The sequence below is a fragment of the Streptomyces sp. 11x1 genome, from assembly GCF_032598905.1.
Lineage (GTDB): Bacteria > Actinomycetota > Actinomycetes > Streptomycetales > Streptomycetaceae > Streptomyces.
On record NZ_CP122458.1, the window covers coordinates 2,550,028 to 2,566,911 of the forward strand.

At 70.5% G+C, this 16,884-nt stretch carries 12 protein-coding genes and 1 pseudogene; 3 read left to right on the top strand and 10 right to left on the bottom strand.

What is annotated here, in order from left to right:
• Positions 1 to 154 precede the first annotated feature (154 nt).
• Positions 155 to 1,003, top strand: a complete 849-nt coding sequence (locus P8T65_RS11140; RefSeq protein WP_399098720.1) for an SDR family NAD(P)-dependent oxidoreductase — start codon at positions 155 to 157, stop codon at positions 1,001 to 1,003.
• A gap of 128 nt (positions 1,004 to 1,131) precedes the next feature.
• On the opposite strand, the gene hpnR is transcribed toward P8T65_RS11140, so the two are convergent.
• The 4 genes and pseudogenes from hpnR to P8T65_RS11160 all read right to left on the bottom strand — a co-directional run bounded on the left by hpnR (position 1,132) and on the right by P8T65_RS11160 (position 4,432).
• Positions 1,132 to 2,625, bottom strand: a complete 1,494-nt coding sequence (hpnR, locus tag P8T65_RS11145; protein WP_316731549.1) for a hopanoid C-3 methylase HpnR — start codon at positions 2,623 to 2,625, stop codon at positions 1,132 to 1,134.
• 230 nt (positions 2,626 to 2,855) lie between these two features.
• Positions 2,856 to 3,072: pseudogene (locus P8T65_RS11150) on the bottom strand (N-acetylmuramoyl-L-alanine amidase); the annotation flags it as partial.
• Entirely contained in the window at positions 3,042 to 4,001 is a 960-nt protein-coding gene (locus tag P8T65_RS11155; RefSeq protein ID WP_316725262.1) for a hypothetical protein, read from the bottom strand. The gene P8T65_RS11155 and the pseudogene P8T65_RS11150, both read right to left, overlap by 31 nt.
• Before the next feature lie 86 nt (positions 4,002 to 4,087).
• Complete coding sequence (locus tag P8T65_RS11160; RefSeq protein WP_316725263.1) at positions 4,088 to 4,432, bottom strand: hypothetical protein; 345 nt, start codon at positions 4,430 to 4,432, stop codon at positions 4,088 to 4,090.
• Positions 4,433 to 4,441: 9 nt separating this feature from the next.
• On the opposite strand from P8T65_RS11160, the gene P8T65_RS11165 reads away from it, so the two are divergent.
• Positions 4,442 to 4,657, top strand: coding sequence for a hypothetical protein (locus P8T65_RS11165; RefSeq protein WP_316725264.1), 216 nt, complete (start codon positions 4,442 to 4,444; stop codon positions 4,655 to 4,657).
• Between the two features lie 163 nt (positions 4,658 to 4,820).
• Here P8T65_RS11165 and P8T65_RS11170 read toward each other — a convergent pair whose 3' ends face one another.
• The 6 genes from P8T65_RS11170 to P8T65_RS11195 all read right to left on the bottom strand — a co-directional run bounded on the left by P8T65_RS11170 (position 4,821) and on the right by P8T65_RS11195 (position 12,559).
• Positions 4,821 to 6,254 (bottom strand): glycoside hydrolase family 43 protein, encoded by a 1,434-nt coding sequence (locus P8T65_RS11170; RefSeq protein WP_316725265.1) that lies wholly within the window; start codon positions 6,252 to 6,254, stop codon positions 4,821 to 4,823.
• Positions 6,255 to 6,458: 204 nt separating this feature from the next.
• Entirely contained in the window at positions 6,459 to 8,216 is a 1,758-nt protein-coding gene (locus P8T65_RS11175; RefSeq protein WP_316725266.1) for an MGH1-like glycoside hydrolase domain-containing protein, read from the bottom strand.
• A gap of 82 nt (positions 8,217 to 8,298) precedes the next feature.
• Positions 8,299 to 9,123, bottom strand: a complete 825-nt coding sequence (locus P8T65_RS11180) for a carbohydrate ABC transporter permease (protein ID WP_316725267.1) — start codon at positions 9,121 to 9,123, stop codon at positions 8,299 to 8,301.
• Positions 9,120 to 10,103, bottom strand: coding sequence for a sugar ABC transporter permease (locus P8T65_RS11185; protein ID WP_316725268.1), 984 nt, complete (start codon positions 10,101 to 10,103; stop codon positions 9,120 to 9,122). The genes P8T65_RS11180 and P8T65_RS11185 overlap by 4 nt, the downstream gene beginning before the upstream one ends.
• Positions 10,104 to 10,123: 20 nt before the next feature.
• Positions 10,124 to 11,371, bottom strand: coding sequence for a sugar ABC transporter substrate-binding protein (locus tag P8T65_RS11190; protein ID WP_316725269.1), 1,248 nt, complete (start codon positions 11,369 to 11,371; stop codon positions 10,124 to 10,126).
• 165 nt (positions 11,372 to 11,536) lie between these two features.
• Entirely contained in the window at positions 11,537 to 12,559 is a 1,023-nt protein-coding gene (locus P8T65_RS11195; protein ID WP_316725270.1) for a LacI family DNA-binding transcriptional regulator, read from the bottom strand.
• A 539-nt stretch (positions 12,560 to 13,098) separates the two neighbouring features.
• Here P8T65_RS11195 and P8T65_RS11200 point away from each other — a divergent pair.
• Positions 13,099 to 16,752, top strand: a complete 3,654-nt coding sequence (locus P8T65_RS11200) for a LamG-like jellyroll fold domain-containing protein (protein ID WP_316725271.1) — start codon at positions 13,099 to 13,101, stop codon at positions 16,750 to 16,752.
• Positions 16,753 to 16,884 lie beyond the last annotated feature (132 nt).

Below are 16,884 nucleotides of genomic sequence, written 5' to 3' on the forward strand. Positions count from 1 at the left end.
GCCGGTCTTGCGCTGCCCTGGTGAAACGTGCCCGCCCGGCGTTTGGGCATCGCGGGCCCCGGTTACTCCACGCTGCCCCGTCCCCACGAACCCCGGGAGCGGCCGCAGTGGGCTGTCTCCCGGGCGTTCACCTTGGCAGCCGAGGTTCAAGCCCATGTCTCACGCGCCTCTCCGCGCCGGCACCGCCGACGTGTCACTCACCGGGATGTCGACCCCGCTGCCCGGCGCCGTGCACCGTTCCCCAGCCGACGGGGCCGAGCGCCGGAGCACGGCACTCGTGACCGGAGCGTCCTCGGGGATCGGCGCCGCCGTGACCCGAAGACTCTCCGCAGAAGGATGGTGTCTCGTCCTGAACGGGCGGGACACGGCACGCCTCCAGGAAATCGCGAAGCAGTCCCCGGCGTCGGTCTTCCCGGCGGATCTGACCCGTCCCGGCGCCGAACGGCGACTGACCCACTTCGCCCTCCAGCACGTCGATCGGGTGGATCTGCTGGTGGTCGGCGCCGGCATCGGCTGGGCCGGGGACTTCAGCTCCATGCCCCGGCCCGCCATCGAAGAGGTCGTCGAAGTCGACCTGCTGGCCCCCTTGCGGCTGGTACGGGAACTGGTTCCGCACATGGTGGCGGCCGGCTCCGGACGCGTTGTGCTCATCGGGTCCGTGGCGGGCGCGGTGGGCGTGCGGGGGGAGGCCGTGTACTCGGCGGCCAAGGCGGCGCTGGGTGCCTTCGCCGACGCCCTCCGATACGAACTGCGCGGTAGCGGCGTCGGGGTCAGCCTTGTGGTGCCGGGTGCGGTGGACACTCCGTTCTTCGCCCGGCGCGGCACCCCGTACCAGCGGTCGTGGCCCAGGCCAGTGCCGCCCGAGCGCGTGGCGGATGCCGTGTGGGCCGCGGTCTCCCGCGGTCGCGACGAGATCTACGTCCCTGGCTGGCTGCGTCTGCCCGCTCGGATTCGCGGCACGGCTCCGGCCCTTTACCGGCGCCTTGCCGCGGCGTTCGGTTGAGCGGTAGCGCGGTGGTCGCCGCGATCTCGATACGGAGGGCCCGCGCGGTTTTCCGTCGCTGATGGCGAGGGAGAGGCCGTGACTTCCGGACCAGCCCGTCCGGTCGCATGCCCCCGGGCGGCTCCCACCTACTCCGCCGCCCGAGCAGCACGCCGGGCGTCGCCGCGGGAGTGGACGTACAGCTGGCGGCGGTCGCCGACGTCCAGGTGGCGAGGCAGGGGCAGTTCGTAGCGCACCGGGCGGTGGTGGTCGGCGAACTGCCGTGCGGGGTTGTAGACACGGTTGAACTTCCACAGCATGCGGGCGAAGTTGGTCTGTCCGCGCGCGAGGTTGCCGCCCAGGACGCGCAGGGCGCCCAGCGCGGTTCGCAGCCCCAGGTGCTTGCGGTTGATGACCGCCTGGGTCTTCACCAGTTCGCGGTAGAAGACGTCCAGAGGGAGAGCGGTGGGCACCACGGCGTGCTGGATGTCGAAGAGCCGGTAATCGCGGGTGGTGAGCCTGCGGGCCTCGGTGTGCCAGATCTCGGTTCCCGGATAGGGAGTCATCACTGTCAGGTGCACGATCTCCGGAACGGACAGGGCGAACTCGCGGACGACGCGAAAACGTTCCTCGTCCCACGCGGGGTCGACGATGAGGTTGATCGCCACGCTGATGCCGAGTCGCCGTGCCACCTCCAAGGCGCGGAAGTTGTCGTCGGGGCTGACGCGCTTGCGATACAGGTCCAGTCCCTCGGCGTCGATGGCCTCCATGCCGAGGAACATGTACTTCAGACCGAGCCGGGTCCAGCGTTGGAAGACCTCCTCGTTGCGCAGCAGGACATCGCTGCGGGTCTCCAGGTAGTACCGCTTGCGGATGGCTCGGCGCTCCAGTTCGGCGGCGATGGCATGCCCGTGTTCGGGCCGGATGAAGGCGACGTCGTCGACGATGAACACGTTCGGCTCGCGGATGGAGGCCATCTCCGCCCCCGCCGCCTCGGGGGAGGCTTTGCGGTAGCTGCGGCCGTAGAAGGTCCAGGCGGAGCAGAAGGAGCAGTCCCACGGGCAGCCCCGGGTGAACTCGATCGAAGCGCACGGATCCAGTTCCCCGATGAAGTAGCGGCGCCGGTGGCGCATCAGGTCGCGCGCCGGTGCGGGGCTGTCGATGCCGTGCAGCATCTGTGGTGCGGGGCCGCGACCCGCCAGGGTGATGATCCCGGGCACATCCTGCACGCCGCCGTCCCGGACCGCGGCGAGCAGCGGAACAACGGCCGGCTCTCCCTCGCCTCGCACCACTGCGTCCACGGCCCCTTCGGCCTGTGCGAGCACGTCCTCGGCCACGAAGGACACGCTGTGCCCGCCGAAGAAGACGAAGCAGTCAGGGGCGGCCCGTTTGGCTGCGTGGGCGAGGCGGATCGCCTCGGGGATGTTGGCCAGGTAGTTCAGGGACACCCCGAGGGCGTCGGGGCGGAAGGAGGCGAACTCACGCGCGAGTTCTTTGACTCCGGTGACCTGCAGGTCCACGATCCGCACCTCATGGCCTGCGTCGCGCGCGGCACCGGCCACCCGCTCCAGGCCCAGCGGCTCCAGACGCAGGAAGATCTCCGAGTACATCAGAGCGCTCGGGTGGACGAGGAGCAGACGCATGGTCACCTCGGTGGACAGCGGGCGGGACAGCGGCCGAACGGCCGCTGTCACAGGGGTTCCACCCGGGGCGTACCGCTACCACATGTCCGTCGAACAGCCCAAGGCGTTGCCCCTCGAACGGCGGTCAGGCCCGCACTCGTCCGGCAGCTCGGCGGAGGGGACATCGCCGCACATGGCGGCGCGAGGGCTGAGAGGGACCCCGTTGCTGCGCAACGCTTCGCGAGCCAGGCGATGACTCCCAGGCACAGCGGGCCGGGCAGGGCGGCGTGTCCGTCACGGCAGAGTCCACGCTCGCTTTGGTGCCCGAGGTGACGGTGTGGTGGTCATCACCCCGCTCACGGGGGCCCAGGCGCCCTTGTGGTTGCGGGTGCGGGTGCGCCAGCCGTCGGCCTCGACGACCTTCACCCCTTCGGCCTTCAGCGGGGCCACGAGACGACTTGCGGGCATGGGGGGCCATGGGGGACCTCCAGACGTGGGACGGGGCCCGGCCGGAACGGCGCGGGACGTACGGGGACGTGTGTGCGTGGCGAGCGGATCTCAGGCGGTACGGCGCGTAGCGGGCGTCGGCCCGTCACGCGTCCGTGGCCCTGGTTGTCCGGTGCGGTGGTACCGATGCCGACATCGCCGCCCGGGGAGACGAAGAGCCTGGTCGTGCCGTCCTCGGCATCGCCGGGACCGTGGGTCCTGACATGCAGGCCCTGTCCCGCCACCGCTCGTCCGTCGTATTCCAGGGAGTAGCCCTCGTTCGCGTTCTCCGACCCGGCCCGCAGCCGGATTCCGCCGCGGTGTCCGTCGCCGCCCGCCACCTTGAACGTCAGGTGCCGGTCCCGCGGGCCGTAGTCGCCGATCTCCAGGTCGCTGCCGGGAGTGTCCGTGCCCACGCCCAGCGCGCCCGCGACCGAGAGGGTGGAGCGCTGTGCCGCGGTGAGGTCCACCGTGACCTCACCGCCCTCGGCGACCGCGAGTCGGGCCAGCAGCACCGTGGGGACACCGTCGAGGTCGGGCGAGGCGTCGTCGGGGGCGACCACGGCGGTGCCGTCCGGAGCGATCACCACGAGCCTCGGGCTCTCGTCCCAGCGGCGCTCGCTCGCCACCCCCTCCGTCTGCGCCACGTCCGTCGCGGTCTCCCGGTAGGCCAGGCGCACCTCGACGTCCTGCCGGCCGTCGAGGTCCCCGACCGACACGGTCGTGTCCGCGGCCAGGACGAGATGCCGGCCCAGCGCGTCCACCGCCATCCCGGCGCTCACCGTGATCGAGGACGGTCCGCCGGAGGTCACCGTCAGGCCGGCGCTGACGCCGGTGAGCCGCAGCAGCCGGCTCTGTCTGCGCTCACGGTCGAGGTGGAACTTCTGCTCGTCGATGAAGTCCTGGTCCACCAGGTACTGCCCGTCGAAGAAGCGGACGCGCTTCGGTACGACGTCGGGTTGGGTGTAGTCCGCCGTGGGGCTTCGTCCTCCGGGTTTCAGGTCAGATCGCGCGTGCCGAGCACGGTGTTCTCGCCGAGCATGAGCAACTCGCCACCGCCGGCCGCGTGCAGTTCCTCGGAGACCAGCCGCATCGTGGGCACCACGATCTTGAGCGCGTAGAAGGTGTGGGCCGGTTTCTCCCGGTCGATGATCGCCCTGGCGGTCTCCTGGACGCGGCGCAGCCGCCCGGCATCGGCGTCCTTGAGCGTCAGCCGGACCTGGAAGTAGTGGGCGGGCGTCGCGAAGTCGTCGAGGACCACCACGTCGTCGCGGATGACCTCGTCGTCCAGCGGCCGCAGGTAGATCTCCAGCCTCGCGCGGGAGCCTGGCCCGCCACGCACGAGGTCGGGGTGAACCTGCTGTGGACCGCGAGGATCTACCGTGCGCTGGGCGACACGTCCACCGCCGCCGCGGTGTACCGGCGAGCGGGCGAGTTGTGCGAGCAGGGCGGAGCGATGCACTTCTGCGCGTACGCGTGGCGGGAACTCGCCGAGCTGCCCGTCGCGCAGCCCCTCATGGACGCGGCGGACGGGACAAGGCGACCTGGACGGAACCCGGCACCCTGACTCCCTGATGCCCCGGTGCCCAGGCGGTGTCGATGCGCTCCCGGGCGAGGCCGTGAAACAGCGGAAAGGGCGTTTACACAGGTCAACCACTCGGCCCCAGCAAGCGTGGCAGGCCACGACGCTCACTGAGGCCTCATCCGCCGGAGGGCGGATCGGCGCAGGGTCAGCTCGTCACGCGGAAGGTGGCGTCGCCGCGCGCCGTCGTGGTGGTGACCGGGTCGAGCCGCAGCTGGTACGCGTAGTGGCGGATGTACCGGTCGGGGAAGTTGTACGACTGGAAGGACGACCAGCTCGCGTCGGCGAGCCCGGAGACCTGGCGGAAGGTGGCGTCCGCCGCGAACTGGGTGGTGCCGTCGTTGTAGGCCAGCTGGAAGTCGTAACCGGAGTGGCGCAGGAAGTACCCGGGGAAGTTCACCGACTCGAAGGAGACGGTGCCGGAGCCCGCCAGGCCGGTCCGCAACCGGAACCGGGAGTCCTCGACCGGGCTGACGTTCGCGTCGATACGCACGTCGAAGGCGGCGTGCCGTACGTACCGGTCCTGGAAGTTGTACGACTGGAGCCGGTTGGCGGTCGTGTCGGGCCAGCGGGCCTGGACGCGGCTCTCCTCGGCGGCCGTCAGGGTCAGGATCGAGCCGTGGCGCTTCTTGGTGCCGCCCATGGAGTAGGTTCCCGACGTCGGCAGCCGGTAGGTGCCGGCGGCGGACGGGTCGGTCGTCGTGACCGGCATGTATCCCCTCCCGGTCGCGTACTGGTCGAGGTACAGGGTCCACTCGTCACGGTCGCGGAACTTCATCCACATCGGGCCTTCGACCTGGGAGCCCGTCAGGCCGATGCCGGAGAGGTTGCCGAGGGCGGTCCATGTGCCCAGGATCGAGTTGCTGCCTTCGAGCGTGATCTGGCCGTCGCCGGAGGCCCGTACATAGCGGTAGCCGCCGACTCCGGGCGGGAGCTCGACGATCTGGGTGTCGATGATTTCCTGGGTGCCGGGCCGCTCGATGTAGACCTGCGGGGTCGTGATGGTGCGGAAGTCGGTGGTGCGCGCGTAGTAGATGCGGTGCTTCGTCACGCCGTCCAGGGGCTTGTTCGTCGCCCAGTACAGGACGTAGTCGTTGGTGGCCGGGTTCCAGATCGCCTCCGGCGCCCACGCGTTGCGCCCGTCGGGGATCGCGCCCGCGACGTTCAGCAACCACGGCTGCGACCAGGTGACCAGGTCCGTCGACTCCCAGACCACGAGATTGCGGCTGCCGTTGTTGATGGAGTCGCTCCACGACTGTCCGCAGCCGATGCACAGGTCGGTCGCGATGATCCAGTACCGGCTGCCGTCAGGGGAGCGGACCAGTGCGGGGTCGCGCACGCCACGGGTACCGACAGTGGAGCGCAGGGCCGTCCCACCGCCGTTGAGGTCGCTCCAGTTGCGGCCGTCCGAGCTGTGCGAGAAGTGGATCTGCTGACCGGTCGCCCCCTCCCCGATGAAGTGCGTCATCAGGTAGCCGGGGTCGGCGGCGACGGCCCGCTGCGGTGTGATCACGGCTTGGCCCGTGAGGAGGAGGCAGGCTGCGACCAGTATCGCCGCCAGCCGAGCGCGAAGCGCGGACATGTACATCTCCTGTCGTCCTGCGAAAGAGCACCAGCGAGCACCAGCGGGGGACATGACGGTCCGCGACGAACGCCGTTCGGCACCTCGAACGGTGTTCGTCAAATCGGGCAGACGCTATGAGCGAGAACCGGAAGCGTCAATACCTCTGGCAATGGATCTCTCGGTCGGGCAGTCCTTTCGTCCGGGTGGTTTGTCGCTCGCGGGTCAGGCCACCGGGTCGTCGGTCCCGGCCCCCTCGCGCCGCTGGTGTTCACGGGCGAGGAGGAGATAGCTGCTCGCGGTCCAGGTGTAGGCGCGGTCGCGCAGGCCCGTGCCGGTGAGGGCGTCGAAGTTCTCGGCGAACCCGTGGGTCTCGCACAGGGCGCGGAAACGGGCGCTGATGTCGTCCGCGAGCCGGTGGTGGCCCGCGCGGCGCAGGCCGTCCTCGACGAGGACGGTGGCGGGAGCCCAGATCGGGCCGCGCCAGTAGCCGTCGGCGAGGTAGTGCGGGGAGGTGGGCAGTTCGGTGGCGAGGCCGTACGGGGTGAGGTGGGCCTTGATGTGGTCGGCGAGGGTGCCCGCGATCTCCGCGGGCAGGTGCTCACCGAGGGCGATGGGCATCAGATCGAGGAGGCTCGCGCTGCCCCAGGATTCCCCGGTGGTGGCCGAGCGGGCGACGAACCTGTCCCCGGTCCAGAGCTGGTCGAGCAGTGCCGTCTGGATCTCCTCGGCCGTCCGCGTCCATCGTTCGGCCACGTTCTGCATGCCCAACTCATCTGCCAGCACGGCGAGTTCGTGGAGCTGTAGGACGAGGAAGGCGGCGAGGTCCGCGGTGACGACCACGCGCTCGGGGTCGAAGGTGGTGGCGTTGTCCCAGCCGCTGTCGTTGCCGTGCTGGTAGTGGGGCAGGTCGGCGCCGGGGGCGCGCCGGGCGGTGAGCCAGAAGCCGGTCCAGCGCTCCAGGCGTTCGTACACCTCGGTGAGTTCGGTGCGGTCCACAGGGGTCGGCAGGGTACGGCGCAGACGGCCGAAGACCCAGCCGTGGATGGGCGGTTTGACGAAGTTGTGGAGGACCTCGGAGTGGGTGACCGAGTCCGGCAGGGCACCGCTCTCGTCCTGGTGGTCGAAGGGCAGGTGGAACTGGTCCAGCGCCAGCTCGGGCGAACCCTCGGCCAGGGCGAGGGCGTTGAAGCAGTGGTCCCAGCTCCAGACCTTGTCCATCCAGTGCTTGGACATCAGCACCCCCGGCCGGGTGACCAGGCCCTTCGCCGCCACGGTCGCCGACCAGACGACATAGGCGGCGAGTTCGGCGGCCGGGGTGGCGTCCGAACACCAGGGGGCCACCGCGTCGACGAAGTCCGCGAACGCGGCCCGCGCGGAGGCCACCACGGCGTCGAAGGGCGCCGAAGGCGCGTACGGCGGCCGGGCGGTGTCGAGTTCCTCGATCGCGAGCTCCCAGCTACCGTCCGTCGGCGCGGTCACGGTGACACCTCGTTCGGCGCTGCCCAGGGCCTGAGCCCCGGCCGTGTCGGCGAGGGCGCCGGACAGCAGGGTGACGCGGTAGCGGCGGCCGGTCTCGTACGAGGTGAACACGTGCGCGTCCGCCACCGGGTCATGGAAGAAGTACGTGCCGCTGAACGGGGTCAGGGTCCGCGCGGCGGCGAGGACGCCGAGGTCCAGGCCGCTGCCCCGCAGGCGTACGGTGTCCGGGGCCTCGTAGGCGAGTTCCACGCGTCCCCGCCCGGCGGTCCAGGTGAGCAGGGCCGGTGTCGCCTCGACACGGGTGTCGGCCCGGGCGCCCGTGGAGGCGTCGAGGGGGACGAGGCGCAGGACGCCGTGCATGCCGTTCTGGTGCGAGACGAGGTGGAGATCCTCGGCGTAGGTCTTCTCCGCCACCACGGGCGAGATGTCGAACCAGGATCCGTACGCGCTGAACGGGATGTCGTGGACGGAGAAGGCCGGGCCGGACGGGGCGGCGGTCATGTGGCGTGACTCGTTTCTGGAGCAGGGGGTGCCGACCGACCGGCGCGGGAGGGGGCGCCGGACATGAGGGCGGGCGGGGGGTTCAGTCCTTGACGGCGCCGGTGGTGACACCGGCCGCCACATAGCGCTGGGCGAGGACGAGGATGACCGTGGCGGGCAGTGACGCCACGACGGCGGTGGCCATGATGGCGTTCCACTCCTGGTTGTTGTTGCCGATGTAGTGGTAGATGCCGAGGGTGATCGGTTCGTGGGCGCCGCCGTTGACCAGGGTGTTGGCGAAGACGAAATCGGACCAGGACCAGAGGAAGGCGAACAGGGAGACCGTGACGACGGCGTTGCGGCTCATCGGCAGGACGATGGACACGAAGGTGCGCAGGGCACTCGCGCCGTCCATCTGAGCGGCCTGGAGGAGTTCGCCCGGGATGCCGGACATGAACGCGGTGAAGATGAGCACGGCGAAGGGGACGGCCAGGGTGGAGTCGGCGACGATCAGGCCGGGGACCGACTGGAGCAGCCCGAGTTGGAGGTAGATGGCGTAGAAGCCCATCGCCATGATGATGCCCGGGATCATCTGGGCGGCCAGCAGGACGAAGCTCAGCAGGCCGCCGCCGCGGGGGCGCAGCTTGGCCAGGGCGTAGCCGGCGGGCGCGGCGAGGGCCACGGTCAGCACGGCGGTGCCGAGGGCGACCACCAAACTGGTGCCGAGGTAAGGCAGTTGGTCGTCGAGGACGGTGCGGTAGCCCGCCAGGGTGCCGTGGGCCGGAAAGAGGTCCGGTGGGCTCTTGCGCATGTCCTGGTCGCGGGTGAGGGAGACGTTGACCATCCAGTAGACCGGGAAGAGCATGATCCCGGTGAGCAGCAGGCCGGCGGCCGTCTTCCACCATGAGCGGGCGGCACTTCGGTTCATGACAGCCCCTGCTTTCGCTGCACGCGGAGGTAGATCAGGCCGAAGACCAGGGCGGCGACCACGAGCAGGTTGCCGACGGCCGCGCCGGGGCCGAAGGCGGGCAGGAGGTTGCCGAAGCCGAGTTGGTAGGACCAGGTGGCGAAGGTGGTGGAGGAGTCCGCCGGGCCGCCCTTGGTCATGATCCAGATGATGTCGAAGACCTTGAGGGTGTAGACGAGGCCCAGCAGCAGGGTGATGGCGGAGACCGGGCGCAGCAGGGGGAAGGTGATGCGCCAGAAGCGCTGCCAGGCGTTCGCCCCGTCGAGGGCCGCGGCCTCGTGCAGCGAACCGGGGACGGACTGCAGACCGCTGTGGAGCACCACCAGGTTGAAGGGGACGCCGATCCAGATGTTCGCGATGATCACCGAGGTCAGTGACCAGTCGGGGGAGGTCAGCCAGTGCACCGGGCCGACTCCGACGGCGTGCAGGGCGGCGTTGACGATGCCGGAGTCGCTGTTGAACATCCACGACCAGGTGGAGGCGGACACGATCAGCGGCAGCAGCCACGGCACCAGGAACAGAGCCCGCAGGGTGGCAGACAGCCGGAAGTGCTGGTGGAAGAAGACCGCCAGCGCCAGGCCGATGGCGTACTGGAAGACCAGGCACACGGCGGTGAAGACGACGGTGTGCAGCAGGGCGGGGGCGAAGGTCGGGTCGTCGAAGACCTTCTGGTAGTTCGCCAGGCCCGTGAAGGGCGCGTCGCCCTGGACGAAGGAGCGGACGGTGTAGTCGCGCAGGCTCAGGTCGAGGTTGCGGTAGAGCGGGTAGGCGTAGAAGAGGACGAGGTAGAGGGTGACGGGGGTGAGGAAGGCCCAGGCCGCCCACTGTGTGGAGACCGGACGGCGCCGCTCTCGCGCGGGGGCCCGGGGCGGGGCGGTGGCGGCCGTCCGGGCCGCGTCGCGCGCGGACCGGCGGTCCGGGACTTGTCTCGTGTCGTTCATCGACGGACCGCGCCTCCCTGCTACTTGACTGCCGACTGGGCCTTGGTCAGCGCGTCCTTCGGCGACTCGGCTCCGCTGAGCGCGGACTGGACGGCCTTCCACAACTGCTCTGAGATCTTGGGGTACTTGGTGCCCAGGTCGTCACTGGTACGGCCCTTGGCCGCGTTGACCGCCTCGACCCACGGCTTCAGGTCCGGGTTGGCCGCCACCTGCTTGTCCTGGACCTCGCCGGTGGGAGCGACGTAGGACAGGGTGGTGTCGGTGTCGTACAGGTTCTCGGTGCTGGTCAGGCAGGTGACCAGCTTGCGCGAGGTGGCGTGGCGGCCGGTGTCCTGCTGGACGGGGACGGTCACGAACTCGCCGCCGGTCGGGGCGGCGGCGTTGTCCCCGTCCGCGCCCGGTATCGGCAGGACGCCGTAGTCGAAGCCGGCCTTCTCCGCGCCTGCGAGCTGCCAGGTGCCGTTCTCGGCGAAGGCGTAGTCGCCGGTGGCGAACTCCTGCCAGCTGGTGGTCTGGGTGTTGTTGAGGACGGAGTTGGGGGCGTAGCCCTTGTCGAGCCAGCCCTTCCACAGGGACAGCGCGGAGATGCTCTCGGCGGAGTCGAGTTCGGTGAGCTGCGCGCCCGAGCCCCAGAACCAGGGCAGGAACTGGAAGCTGCCCTCCTCCGTGCCGATCGCGGAGAAGGTGATGCCCTTGTTGCCGGCCTTCTTGACCTTCGTCAGCGCGGCCGTCAGCGACTTCCAGTCCTTGACCGAGGCGATGTCCACGCCGGCCTTCTTCAGGACCTCCTTGTTGTAGTAGAGGGCGAGGGTGTTGGCGCCGATCGGGGTGCCGTAGGTCTTGCCGCCGGACTGGCCGGCCGCGAGCAGGTTGGGGTCCACGGCGGAGGTGTCGAGCTCGTTGTCGTCGGTCGTGGTGAGCACGCCCGCCTCGGCGAGGGTCGAGACGACCGGGTTGTCGACGACGAGGACGTCCGGGGAGTTGCCCTGCTGGGCCGCCAGCAGCGTCTTGTTGGGCAGGTCGCTGGTGTCGAAGCCGGTCCGCTCGATCTTCACGCCCGCGTCGGTGCCGCACTTGTCCAGCAGCTTCGTCCAGGCCGAACCCTTGGCGAACTGGGGGTAGGGGTCCCAGATGGTGTACGAGCCGCTGTCCGCGTCCTCGGCACCGGTGCTGCCCGAGCCGGAGGAGCACGCGGTGGCGCTGACGGCCACGGCCAGCGCTGTCAGGGCTGCGGCGGTCAGACGACGTTGTCTGAAGGTGGGATGCATGGCGGGTCCTTAGTTTCAGGCACAGGGGTGCCGTGAGAGGGAGGGAGACGAGGAAGCCGGGCACGCCGAACGGAGCCGGTGGCGGAACGGGGTGCCCGGTGAAGAAGGAAGAAGGACAGGCGGGGTGACGGCTGGCAGAAGAAGGAAGTGCGGGCGGGGTGACGGCTAGGAGACGGTTCCGCCGCCCGCGGGGCCGGTGCTGGCCCGCAGGGAGATCGGCGGTACGAGCAGGTGATTGCGGGGCGACGCGTCGGGGTCGTCCAGCCGCTCCACGAGGAGGTCGACGGCGAGGCGGCCCATCTCCTCCGCCGGTACGTCCGCCGCGGTGAGCTGCGGGGTCACCGTCTCCGCCCACCGGGAGGCCACGATGCCGGTGACGGAGAAGTCGCGCGGCACATGGCGGTCGGCCCGGGCCAGCCCCCGGTAGAGGCCGCCCAGCGCCGCCTCGTTCAGGGTGACCAGGCCCGTGGTCGCCGGGTCGTCCCGCAGGATCCGCTCCAGGCACGCCTGTCCGGAGGCGGCGTCGTCCCCGCAGGTGTACGTCCGCACGGTCAGTCCGCGCTCGGCAGCGGCCTTGGTGAAGCCGTCCAGCCCCCGGTGCGCGGACTCGTACCCGGCCCGCAGAAGCTGCTCGGGCCGGTTGACGAAGGCGACCCTGCGGTGGCCGAGGTCGGCGAGGTGGTGGACGCACGCCTCCGCCAGCGCGGTGTGGTCGAGCCCCACCCACCAGCCGCCCTCCGGCCGCGCGGTGCGGCCGATGGCGACGGAGGGGAAGTCGAGGTCGGCCAGGTGATCGACCCGGTCGTCCTCCAGCCTGATCTCCATCAGGATCGCGCCGTCCACCCGCCGCTCCCCCAGCAGCCGCTGGAAGGAACGGTCGCTGTCGACGCCGCTGGGTGACAGCAGCACGTCGTAGTCGTGGGCCGCGGCGGCCTCCACCACGCTGCCGATGAAGTCCAGCTGCATGCCCGTGTAGTGGTTGCCGGCCGGCGGGAAGACCAGGCCGATCGTGCTGGTCCGCCCGTTGGCCAGGGCTCGGGCGCTGGCGTTGGGCCGGTAGCCCAGCTCGTCGATGACCTGCTGGATCTTCCGGCGGGTGTCGTCGGACACGGGGCGTTTGCCGCTCAGGGCGTAGGACACGGTGCTCCGCGAGACACCGGCCCGCCGGGCGATCTCACCGATGTTCACGGAGAACTCCTTGTTCGAACCGGTTCGACACTCCGCGGGGGCGAAGTTTCCGAGCCGCTGGGACGGAAGGTTGAGGAGCGGACGGTCCCCGGTCGTCGAACCGGTTCGCGTGAAGTGAAGGTAGGAACGGGCGGGGCGGCTGTCAACACCTCGATCCGGACTTCCCGTCGTGGCGCGGCGATCCGGACGATCCCCGGCCCTCCGCGGCTTCGCTCGTGTCGGAGGTATTGCTGCGCGATTTCTCCGGTGCTAGCTTCCAGCGAACCGGTTCGACGAAGTGATCCTTCCGGCAGCCGGGGCCTCCGCTCCGCGCAGTCCCTGGTGTGCGGGGCGCCGTCACGGCCACCCGGGTCGGCCGCCCCGGCTCCGTAGCGCGGGCGATCGAACCGACTCCGCATCGCCGTCACCGAGTCCGCATGCCTCCACCCTCGAACCCGCCTCACCGACCACGGCACGCGGACCGACAGCCGAGCCGGCGCTGCGGGCCGGGGCGGCCGGCCGGCCGGGACTCGTTACTCACAGGATCGAGGACGCACTCCATGCCATCCGCTGACAGATCGGCCCGGCGCCGGGCCCCGGCCGCCGTGGCCCTGGCCCTCGGCGCGGGCGTGCTGGTCGCGCCGGCCGTCCCCGCCCAGGCCGCCGACGCGCCCGAGCCCACCGCCCGCTACACCTTCGACGAGGACGACCTCACGTCCGGGAAGATCACGGACGTCTCCGGCAACGGTCTGACGGCGAGCCTCGTCAACGGCTCCACCGCGCGGTCCGTCGAGGGCACGGGCGGCGGCAGGGCGCTCGCCCTGCCCGGCGGGACACCCACCTCCGACGGCGCGTACGTGCGCCTGCCCCGCGCGGTGGTCGGCGACGCCACCGACCTGACGGTGTCCGCCCGTGTGAAGTGGGGCGACGACAAGTCGGCCTGGCAGCGGATCTTCGACCTGGGCACCGACACCACGAGGTACCTCTTCACCACCCCGTCCCACAACGGCGGGGCGCTGCGCACGGCCGTGACCACCGGCGGCGGGGGCGCGGAGTCCCAGGTCTCCGGGTACGCGGCACTCCCCGCCGGCTCCTGGCGGACGGTCACGGTCACCCTCGACACCGCCGCCGGGCGGGTCACCACCTACCTCGACGGCGTGGCCGTCTCCTCCGCGAAGACCTCCGTCAAAGCCAGGGAGCTGCTGGACGCCTCGGCCACCGCCGCGGGATACATCGGCAAGTCCTTCTGGCCGGACCCGCTGCTCAAGGGCGCGATCGACGACTTCACGGTGTGGCACTCGGCGCTGAGCGCAGAGCAGGTGGCGGACGTGGTCGGTGACGCCCCCACCCTGCAGTCGTTGTCACGCACGTCCTTCGACGTGCGCACCACGACCGGGACCGCTCCGTCCCTCCCCGCCGCGGTCCGCTCCTCGTACTCCGACGGCTACGACCGTGACACGCCGATCGTCTGGGACGCGGTGCCCGAGGAGAAGTACGCCCGGCCCGGCACGTTCACGGTGGCCGGACGCGCGGCCGGACGGGACGTGCAGGCGACGGTCGCCGTGGTCCGGGAGGGGCAGCTCACCGTCGACCTCGCCTCGGACACCGGCGCGTTCCACGGCGGCGCCTCCGGCACGCTCTACGGCGTGTACGGGCCGGACGTGCCGACCAACAACCTCATCGAGGGCATGGGCCTGCGCACGGTCTCCACCAAGGCGCAGGACGGCCCGCAGCACCCGGGCGCCGACGCGCTGGAAGTGGTGAAGCCGCTGGCGGACTCCACCGACGGCGATGTGTACGTCTACATGACCGACATCCACCGCGGCTTCCCGTACCAGTGGCCGGGCGACACCCCGGCCGAGAAGCTCAAGCTCTACGAGCAGAAGCTCGCCAAGCAGGTCGACCAGGTGCTCCGACTGCCCGAGCAGTACCAGGACAACATCGTCTTCGTGCCGTTCAACGAGCCCGAGGGCAACATGTTCGGAACCGGGGAGTGGAGCTACAACCGGGTCAGCTGGCTCGACGAACCCGACGACTTCCTGGCCGCCTGGGACTCCGCGTACAAGCTGATCAAGGAGAGGATGCCGGACGCCCGGATCGCGGGCCCCAACACCAGCGTCCTGTACGACCAGGTGAAGGGCTTCATGGCGCACGCCCTGGCCGCCGGCACGCTCCCCGACGTCGTCACCTGGCACGAGCTGAGTCACCCGGAGGCGGTGCGCGACAGCGTGGCCAAGTACCGGGGCTGGGAGAAGGACCTGTTCAAGGGGACCGCCCGTGACGGCACCCAGCTCCCCATCAACATCAACGAGTACGCGTTCAACTACCACACCTCGGTGCCCGGCCAGATGATCCAGTGGGTCTCGGCGATCGAGGAGTCCAAGGTGGACGCCGACATCGCCTACTGGAACATCGACGGCAACCTCTCCGACTCCGCCGTGCAGTCGGGCCGCGGCAACGGCCAGTGGTGGCTGCTCAACGCGTACGCCTCGATGAGCGGGCACACGGTGAAGGTGGACCCGCCGTTCCCCGGCGAGAACTACACCATGCAGGGCGTCGGCACGCTCGACGAGAGGAAGAAGCAGGCCCGGCTGATCTTCGGCGGCTCCACCGGCAAGGGCCACATCACCTTCGCCGGCGTCCCGAAGAAGACCTTCGGCAAGAACGTCCACGCCTGGGTCCGCGAGATCGAGTGGAGCGGACAGATCGGCGACAGCTCCGGTCCGAAGCTGCTCACGGAGACGAACCTGATGGTCTCCGAGGAAGGCACGGTCTCCGTCGACTTCGGCGACGGCGCCCTGCCGGCGCTGAAGGAGTCCTCGGCGTACGAGATCGTCCTCAGCCCCGCCGGGAAGGCGAAGGCCACCCTGGACGCGCCCACGCGCTGGCAGCACTCCTACGAGGCCGAGGACGCCGCCCACACCGGGTCCGGCTACTCGAAGAACGGACCCGAGGGCTCACCCCGTGACGTGTCGAAGTTCTACACCTCCGGCGGCTACGACGTCGGTGGCCTGCGCACCGGTTCGGACCTGACGCTCGACTTCACCGTGGACGTGCCCGAGGACGGCACCTACGACCTGAGCGTGTTCGCCAACTCCCTCAACACCTTCGACAAGGTGAAGGACCAGGGCCCCACCAATGTCTTCCTCCGGGTCGACGGCAAGGCGGACAGTGAGCAGGAGCTGTATCTGCCGCTGGGTTACAAGTGGGTGGTCTGGGACCACACCGACACCACGGTCCGGCTCACCAAGGGCAGGCACACCCTGACGCTCGCCGCGCGGAGCGCCGACGGCAAGCGCGTCACCCAGGGCGACGCCATCGTCGACCGGCTGACCCTCTCCCTGCCGGACGCCTCCGCCCGCACACGGGTGTACGAGGGTGAACTCGCCTGGCTGGGCGGCGGGGCACGTCCCGTCTACGACCTGCCGAAGCGGGCGGCCACCGGATCGGGCGCGGCCCGGCTCCCGAAGAAGGGCACCGCCACGTTCTGGGTGTACTCCCCCGCCGACCGCGAGGCCACCCTCAGGATCGACACCCTGAAGGGCTCGGGCGCCCGGCTCTCCGTCAACGGCCAGGACGTCCTGAGGCTGGACAAGGGCCGGAGCAGCGTCGCGGTCTCCCTCTCCGGCGGCGTCAACAAGGTGACCGTGACCGGGAGTTCGTCCACCACGCTCGTCGACCGCCTCATGGTCACCTCGACCGAGGGCACACTCCCGGCGCGTACGTACGAGGGGAAGGACGCCGAGCTCCGCGGCTCGGCCGCGCTCGGCTCCCTCTCCCTGGCCACGGGCGGCACCGCGATCACCGGGATCGGCGGCGACCCGGGCAACGGCAACACCGCCACGTTCACCGTCGCCGCGGACCGGGCGGGCACCCACGCGCTGCGCATCCGCTACTCCAACCCGGAGCAGTCGCCGGCCACCCACTACAACCCGGACCCGCTCGCCCGCCATGCCGACCTCGCCGTCAACGGCGGTGAGACGCGGCGGGTCACCTTCCCGCACACCTTCCACCAGAACAACTTCTGGGAGCTGACCGTCCCCGTCCATCTGAGGAAGGGGCAGAACACGATCACCTTCCGCTCCGAGGAACTCCCGAACTTCGACGGCGAGACCTACGCCTCGGACACCTTCCCCGGTGTGCTGCTCCGCTCCCGCTTCGCCCCGCTGATCGACCGGATCACGGTCGCACCGTACGCACTGGAGGTGCGATGAGACGAGCGGCGCCGGCGGTGAGATGACGCGCACGGGGACCGGGTGGCGGGTCGCCTCCCACCCGCCGGCCGCTGGAGCGTGCCGCCTCGCCACCGGCGCCGCGAGCAGGCGCCCGGGTCCGCCGTACGGACG

Coding starts and splice junctions, on each gene's coding strand:
- hpnR (WP_316731549.1), bottom strand. CDS start 2,625: ATGCGTCTGCTCCTCGTCCACCCGAGCGCTCTGATGTACTCGGAGATC.
- P8T65_RS11140 (WP_399098720.1), top strand. CDS start 155: ATGTCTCACGCGCCTCTCCGCGCCGGCACCGCCGACGTGTCACTCACC.
- P8T65_RS11185 (WP_316725268.1), bottom strand. CDS start 10,103: ATGAACGACACGAGACAAGTCCCGGACCGCCGGTCCGCGCGCGACGCG.
- P8T65_RS11200 (WP_316725271.1), top strand. CDS start 13,099: ATGCCATCCGCTGACAGATCGGCCCGGCGCCGGGCCCCGGCCGCCGTG.
- P8T65_RS11170 (WP_316725265.1), bottom strand. CDS start 6,254: ATGTCCGCGCTTCGCGCTCGGCTGGCGGCGATACTGGTCGCAGCCTGC.
- P8T65_RS11190 (WP_316725269.1), bottom strand. CDS start 11,371: ATGCATCCCACCTTCAGACAACGTCGTCTGACCGCCGCAGCCCTGACA.
- P8T65_RS11180 (WP_316725267.1), bottom strand. CDS start 9,123: ATGAACCGAAGTGCCGCCCGCTCATGGTGGAAGACGGCCGCCGGCCTG.
- P8T65_RS11175 (WP_316725266.1), bottom strand. CDS start 8,216: ATGACCGCCGCCCCGTCCGGCCCGGCCTTCTCCGTCCACGACATCCCG.